The sequence below is a fragment of the Arthrobacter sp. SO5 genome, from assembly GCF_020532805.1.
In the GTDB taxonomy this organism is placed as follows: Bacteria; Actinomycetota; Actinomycetes; order Actinomycetales; family Micrococcaceae; genus Arthrobacter.
On sequence record NZ_MQTQ01000061.1, the window covers coordinates 20,876 to 27,406 of the forward strand.

At 67.5% G+C, this 6,531-nt stretch carries 6 protein-coding genes and 1 pseudogene; 2 read left to right on the forward strand and 5 right to left on the reverse strand.

Going from position 1 to position 6,531, the window contains the following annotated elements; genetic code table 11:
• Positions 1–20 precede the first annotated feature (20 nt).
• From BJG92_RS11380 to BJG92_RS11395, 4 genes are all read right to left on the reverse strand, one after another.
• The gene (locus BJG92_RS11380; protein WP_232084117.1) at positions 21–1,181 is read right to left on the reverse strand and encodes an NAD(P)/FAD-dependent oxidoreductase; all 1,161 of its coding nucleotides are present in this window, start codon (positions 1,179–1,181) and stop codon (positions 21–23) included.
• Between the two features lie 38 nt (positions 1,182–1,219).
• Positions 1,220–1,375 (reverse strand): hypothetical protein, encoded by a 156-nt coding sequence (locus BJG92_RS11385; RefSeq protein WP_232084118.1) that lies wholly within the window; start codon positions 1,373–1,375, stop codon positions 1,220–1,222.
• 142 nt (positions 1,376–1,517) lie between these two features.
• Positions 1,518–3,188 (reverse strand): response regulator transcription factor, encoded by a 1,671-nt coding sequence (locus BJG92_RS11390; protein WP_232084119.1) that lies wholly within the window; start codon positions 3,186–3,188, stop codon positions 1,518–1,520.
• Positions 3,189–3,480: 292 nt separating this feature from the next.
• Positions 3,481–4,362: a potassium channel family protein gene (locus tag BJG92_RS11395; protein ID WP_232084120.1), complete on the reverse strand. Its 882-nt coding sequence runs from the start codon at positions 4,360–4,362 to the stop codon at positions 3,481–3,483.
• A 215-nt stretch (positions 4,363–4,577) separates the two neighbouring features.
• On the opposite strand from BJG92_RS11395, the gene BJG92_RS11400 reads away from it, so the two are divergent.
• Together BJG92_RS11400 and BJG92_RS11405 are read left to right on the forward strand one after the other, a co-directional pair.
• Positions 4,578–5,279 carry a TM2 domain-containing protein gene (locus BJG92_RS11400; protein ID WP_232084121.1) on the forward strand — a complete coding sequence of 234 codons (702 nt, stop codon included), beginning with the start codon at positions 4,578–4,580 and terminating at the stop codon, positions 5,277–5,279.
• Between the two features lie 18 nt (positions 5,280–5,297).
• The gene (locus BJG92_RS11405) at positions 5,298–5,669 is read left to right on the forward strand and encodes a PH domain-containing protein (RefSeq protein ID WP_232084122.1); all 372 of its coding nucleotides are present in this window, start codon (positions 5,298–5,300) and stop codon (positions 5,667–5,669) included.
• A gap of 317 nt (positions 5,670–5,986) precedes the next feature.
• On the opposite strand, the pseudogene BJG92_RS11410 reads toward BJG92_RS11405, so the two are convergent.
• A pseudogene (locus BJG92_RS11410) lies at positions 5,987–6,531 on the reverse strand (hypothetical protein); the annotation flags it as partial.

The window sequence follows — 6,531 nt, forward strand, 5'->3', positions numbered from 1 at the left end:
CAGGAGAGATGGTTCCGGTGTTACGCAGCCAGCCTGCTCTGGACCTCCGCTGGGAGCTGCGGAGCCCGGGTGGCGGCGAGCCGCTTCGCCAGGTATTTGGCATCCCGGCACATGCCGGGGAGGGTCTCCGATGCTGCCGCGAAGATGAAGTCTTTTCCCAGCAGGTACAGGCCCGGCAGGGTATCCACGATTCCGCGGTGCTGCTGCTCCCGCCAGTTAGCGGGCAGCGCCGGGATGTCCAGCCATGGGTAGGCCTCGTCGAAGCCGGTGCACCAGATGACGTTTGCCACCGGAAGGCCCTGACCGTCGTCGAGCATTACTTCGCCGTCCTGGACGCCGGTGACCCGCGGCACCAGGTGGACGCCGGCGGCGCCGAGGTCCGCGAGCTTGGTGCGGATCAACGGCGTAGCCGTGGCAGCAAGCTTGGGCAGCGCCTTGCGCCCGACCGGGGTGTTGGTGTTCAGCACGTGCATCCCGGCGAAGCGGACCACCGGGAGGAAGTAGCGGGCCGCGGTCCGGCCGTGCCGGAACGGGATCTCGCCACTCGGCTTGCCGGCCAGCCAGGTTTCGTGCGTACGGCTGGTCTCCAGGGCGATTTCCGCCCCGGAGTTGCCCACCCCCACCACCAGGACGGGTCCGGGCTTGAGCTGGGCCGGGCTCTTGTAATTGTAGGAGTGGAGCTGCACGACGTCGGACGGCAGTTCCGCCGCAAATCCCGGCGTCTTGGGCAGCTGGCAGGCGCCGGTGGCGAGGACGGCGTTCGTCGTCGTCCAGCGCTGCGTCCCGGCCGTGACATGGAACCGCTGCCCGTCGTGGCTCAGCCGGGTCACGGCCGTGTGGGGCCGAACCGGCAGGTGGAACCGGGAGGCGTAGTCCTCCAGATAGTCCGCCTGCTCGTCTTTGGTGGGGAAGGCGAGGGGGTCGCCCGGGAAGGGCCGGCCGGGCAGTCCGTTGTACTTGGCGGGGGTGAACAGGCGCAGCGAGTCCCAGCGGCTCCGCCACGCGTCGCCAACCCGTGTGCCGGCGTCGAGAATGACAAAGTTCCGGTGCTGCTGCGCCAGGTAGTAGCCCAGCGCCAGGCCGGACTGTCCGGCGCCGATAATGACGGTGTCGACGTCGGCAGTGCCGAGCATGCCCGGGCCGACGACGCCGCCGGTGTCAGTTGCTGGGGTGGTGTTCATGGTGGTGCCTCCTTGGTGTTTCCTGTGCGGTGGGGTGGTTATGAACGCTGCGCCGGCTGTGGCGCCGGGTGGCCGGCGGCTCCGGACCGGAAGCGCAGGTACCAGATGGGCAGCAGCGCGGAGGCGACGACGTAGAAGGGGTGCAACAGCCAGATCGGTCCCAGCGGGAGGCTGAAGACGTAGACGGAGTGCACTGTGTTGGCGGCGTTGCACTGAAACGTTTATGCCATTAACGCTATTTTTCGTCGCGTCGCGGCGAATCGGGCGAATCACCCATTTCCCAGGTGCCCGGGAGAAATCCGGCAGGCGGGGACTGGGTAATTTTATGCAGGGAGGTCAGGCGAGGCCGTGCTGGTAGGCGTAGGCCGTGACCGCGGCCCGGGAGGTCAGGCCCAATTTGGTGAAGATATTGCTCAGGTGCCGGGCCACCGTTTTTTCGCTGATGAACAGCTCGGCAGCGATGCTTCGGTTGGTTAGTCCGGCGGAGACGAGCTGGACCACCTCGGCTTCGCGGGCGGTGAGCGGCCCGGCGTCGGCCGCGTGCTGAGCGTCATTCCCTGTCCTTGGCGCCGGGGCTGTCCGGGCGTCCGGCGCTAGAGGCAGCGAGTGCTCAAGCTCCGATAGCGCCGGCGCGGCGCCCAGCTCGGAAAATACTGCCCGGGCCGACTCACGCTCCAGCCGGGCGGATTCTTCATCACCGAGCGCGGCGCACAGCCTGGCCAGGAGGGCGCGGCAGCGGGCCGCTTCGAACGGTGCGTCGAGGCTGAGCCAGCGGGACCACGCGCGGCGAAGCGGGACCAGGGCAGCCCCGGGGTCGCCTTCGTGGAACAGGAGAACGGCTTGGGACTGCTCGGCGAGGGCGTGCAGCATGGGCATGTCGGTCGAGGCGCACAGCGAGGTCAGCTCTTCCACGGCTGCCCGTGCTGCCAGTGCGTCGCCTGCTGCCACTTCGATCTGCACCCGGGCGGCGAGCAGCCGGCGCCGGTAGGCGGGGTCGACGCCCTCCATGGCCTGCCGGAGCAGGGACCGGGCCTGGTCCGGCCTGCCTTGGGCCAGACGTAGGAGCGCCAGCCCGGGCTGCGGCGGGAAACCGGTCTCCTGAGCATGCAGGTAGCAGGCCTCGGCGGCGTCGAAGGCGCCCCGGAGCCGGTGGATTTCGCCCTGTTCGTAAAAGCCGCCGTAGGTGGCCATCCGGTCGCCGTGGAAGGCAAGGTCCTGCGCCGTTTTGGCCGCTTCGAGCGCCTCGGTCCAGGCGCCATGCAGCCGGTACAGCTCGGCCCGGTGCATCTGGCACTGGCCGCTGAAGGCCACCAGGTTCTGCTGCGCGTCGCACCACCGGTCCAGCGCCCGTGTCCACTCGGTGGCGCGATGCAGGTCGAAGGCCAGATGGCAGGTTTCGATCACTGCGCAGTAGATGATCCCGGCGGGGATCGGGGAAATTTCCCCGACGGTGACGGCCACCATGGCTTCGTCGAGCAGGGCCAGGCCGTCGTCGAGTTCGCCCAGCATGATCTTTGCCTGCCCGAGGCCCAGCGTGCCGAGGGCCGCCGAGTCAGCGTCGCCGCGTGCCCGCCCGAGGTCGGCGGCCCGGGTGAAGGTTTCGACGGCGGTGGCGCCGTCGCCTTGGTAGAGGGCGCCCAGCCCGGCAGGGATGGACAGCAAGCCCTCGAAGGGGCAGGGCTCGGGCAGGTCCTCGACGATCCGTTGGGCGCGGGCCAGCCAGCCGGCGCTGCGGGCCGGTTCGCCCAGCAGGATGAGGTTCATCCCGGTCCATACCGCGCAGCGGGCGGCGGCGGGGTAGTCGTCGTCGGCGAGGTACTTCAAGTGCGCCCTGGCCAAGATGTCCACTCCCTCGGAGCCCCGGCCGGTGAGGATGACGGCGGTGGCCAGCTGTTCCAGATCGCTGGCCGGAAGTCCGGCGTCGTGGTCGGCAGCGGTGTACTGCCCAACGGCGTCCGGCCAGCGCCGTTCGGCGTAGGCTTCCCGGCCGTGTGAGAGTGTAGACATCCCGTCTCCCCGTTCCCGGTGGCGGGCCTGAGCCTGTGGGTGCTGCCCGGCCCGGCACGCCCGGAACCGGTGGTGGGCGGCGCGGCCCGTCATCTGCTTTTCAGGCTACCGCCGGGATTAGGGAGCGGCAAGGTGCGCGGCCAGGACCCTCTGGAGGGCGGGATGGACCGTTGCTGCCAGCAGCAAAACCGAACGGAGCCGGCTTCCGCGACCAAGGCGGAAGCCGGTTCAGCGTAGCTACGAAAGACTAGAACGCGGCACGTGGAAATCAGTGCCCGCGCGCTACTCGCGTCTAGTTCCCTCGCCGCAGGTGCCGGTGGTGCTGCTCGTAGCTGTCGAACACATCGGAGGACGTGGTTCCGGAATGGCCGAATTTGCCGCGGAGGACGTCGGCGAGTCCGTCCAGCGCCGCGTGGAGCATCCGGGCGGCGAAGCGGAGTTCAGGGCTCTCGCTGCGCTGGGCCTCGGATGCCAGGTCCTGGGCGTAGGCGACCGTGGCCGGCAAGGAGCCGCGCTGCTCAATTTCTCGGAAGTAGTAGGTTTCATGGAAGGCAAGCAGGTCTATGCTCACCGAGGCTATGTTTGTGGCGATTGACTCCAGCAGCCCGGCAGCGTGGGTGGGGTTCAGCGCCAGTACTCCCGCCGGACCTGCAGCCTCCCTGAACAAGTTCAGCTGGTGGGCAAGGGCGCGGCGGCGGTTCAGGGCCGGGAAAGTCTGCAGGATCCAGGAGACCGTTGCTGTCAGCAAGCCGAAACCGGTGACGGCCTGGAGGGCAACAACCAACCTGAGCAGCGGAGAGGCTGCGACGATATCGCCGAACCCCACCGTGGAGAGAGTAACCAGGGAAACGTAGAGCGCTTCGGCAAAATCGGCCTCCACTGGGACCCCGGTTCCGTACACAAAACCGTCCGTCAGATGTGGCAGGTACAGCAGTGCCCAGCCGATGGCCGCCATTCCCGCCCAGGCGCCAATGACAGCTGCCATGGCCAAGGGCGCTGCGGTGGCGGAGCCCCGGCCCCGCAGTCGTCTCGACATGAGCCAGAATCCGCGCATGATCGCCCGGCCCACAGGGCCAGAACCGTGCGGGTAAAGGAGCGTCCGAAAAACGTCCACGAACATCAGCAGAACCAGCCCGGCGCCCAGAACCGTCCAGAGCGTGTCCTCGAAGTCCATGCCTCATCTTAGAGGCGGGACTGGTTGGATGAGCAGCCACTGCGCTGGATTCGGATGCCTGCGGTCCATTGAGGACATACTGCCCAAAAGCGCGCAATTCGTGAGTTGTTCCGTCAAACTGATGTCGGCACATGGATTCTTGGGGGAAGCCGTCGTTGACGGTGCTGTCGCCCTTCCGCTGTGGGCTGCATCATCACTCATCGAAAGGCATCACCATGACACACCCCCACCCCGACGCGAATGCTGCCGTTCCGGAAGGCTACGAGCCGCTGGCAACTCCGCCGTACCAGGGCGGACTGCACCCGAGTGGACCTCAGCAGCAGCCCTACGCCGGCCCGCAGCAGGGCTCCCCGGCCGGACCGCAGCAGCAGTACCAGCAGCCTCAGCAGCAGTCCTACTCCGGACAGCAGCAGCCGTACCAGCAGCCTCAGCAGCAGTCCTACTCCGGACAGCAGCAGCCGTACCAGCAGCCCTATGGCGGACCGCAACAGCCGTACCAGCAGCCCTATGGCGGACAGCAGCAGCCCAACCCCGGCCCGCACCAGGGCTACGCGGCCGGCGCGCAGCAGCCGTACCAGCAGCCCCAGTACCAGGGCAACCCGCCGTCGCCGCTTCAACCGCAGTACCAGCAGCACCCTCCAATGCCGAACCCCGCCTATGGCTACCCGCAGGCAAAGTCAAAGATCGTCGCGGGGCTCCTGGGCCTCTTCCTGGGCGGACTGGGAATCCACCGCTTCTACCTGGGATTCACCAAGGTCGCGGTCATTCAGCTCGTCCTGACGATCGTCGTATCCATCTTTACGGCGGGGCTCGGACTTTTCCTTGTCGGGCTGTGGGGCTTCATCGAGGGCATCATGATCCTCGCCGGATCGGCCAACTTCCAGCGGGACGCCCATGGCATCCCGCTCCGCGACTGACGCGAACGAGGGATTACATTGACCCAGATCATCCATGACCGCCCGGACCAGCTCGCGCAGATCAACGCCGGGCTGCTGCAAGGTGAGACTGTCTACGCGGTTTATGACTGCATCGGAATAGGCACGGGCTTTGTCGGCATCACGAATATGCGCGTCATCATTCAGGACAAGAGCTTCGTCGGGAACAAACTCGCCATCGTGTCGGTGCCGTACAAGAACATCCGATCCGTTGCCATGTTCTCGAACAAATCGATGATGGGACGGTTCGCGTCCACTTCCACGATCGGAATCGACACCGGTTCCAGTATCAAAGAAGCAGACTTCCGCGGCGACGACAAGGCCAAGCACGCCCACGACCTGATCCTCTGGAATGTGCTGAACACCAAGTAGAACCATCGAGGAGGCGCTGAGCAGCACCGACCCGGCAGGCAGCTTCACGGGTTCGGTTCCCATCGCGACGGCGACGAAGAAGTCGGCGCTGCGCTCGCAGATCAGCAGGTTCCCGGCCTCGACGCGCCATGAGCCGCCGTCGTTCGCAGTGAAGACTTCCGTCTTCCAGAGCAGCCGGCGCAGTTCCAGCGCCTTGGTCACTAACTCCAGGGACGACGTCGGGTCCTGCTTCTGCAGCTCGATCGCGTGGTTGCCCCAGCCCGCGGGGATCGGCAGCCACGGTTCCGCCGCGCTCTCTCCGAGCGAGAAGCCGTGGCTCAGCGCCGGATCCGCTGTCCACGGCAGCGGGATGCGGGCGCCGTCGCGGCAGACGCCGCCGCGGGCCCACATCGGATCCACCCGGGACTCGAGCGGGACGTCGATCTCGGGCAGCCCCAGCTCCTGGCCCTGGTAGAGGTAGGCCGGGCGGGCGGGCCCAGCAGCGCCACCAGCGCCGCGCGGGCGCGCAGTGCGCCGACCTCGCCGCCGCCGAAGCGGGTGACGGAGCGGACAATGTCGTGGTTCTCCAGCGCCCACGTCGGGGTGGCGCCGTGCAGCTGCCGGGCGCTTTCGAGTTCGTTCCCGGCGGCGGCCCGGGCTTCCGGGTCCCAGCCGAGCTTCACGAACGCGAACGCGAACGCCTGCTGCATCTCATCGGCCCGGGTGTAGCGCGCCGCGCGGGCCGGCTCCAGGTTAACCTCGCCCATCAGCAGGCGGTGCGGTTCGTACTTTTCGGCCAGGGTGCGCCAGCGGCGGTAGACCTCGTGGACTTCCTCCTGGTCCGAGACTTTCGGGTTGGACCGCAGCCCGTCCACTACCCCGC

Excerpts from the sequence above, each read along its gene's own strand:
- BJG92_RS11390 (WP_232084119.1), bottom strand. The coding sequence starts at position 3,188 with ATGTCTACACTCTCACACGGCCGGGAAGCCTACGCCGAACGGCGCTGG.
- BJG92_RS11395 (WP_232084120.1), bottom strand. The coding sequence starts at position 4,362 with ATGGACTTCGAGGACACGCTCTGGACGGTTCTGGGCGCCGGGCTGGTT.
- BJG92_RS11380 (WP_232084117.1), bottom strand. The coding sequence starts at position 1,181 with ATGAACACCACCCCAGCAACTGACACCGGCGGCGTCGTCGGCCCGGGC.
- BJG92_RS11400 (WP_232084121.1), top strand. The coding sequence starts at position 4,578 with ATGACACACCCCCACCCCGACGCGAATGCTGCCGTTCCGGAAGGCTAC.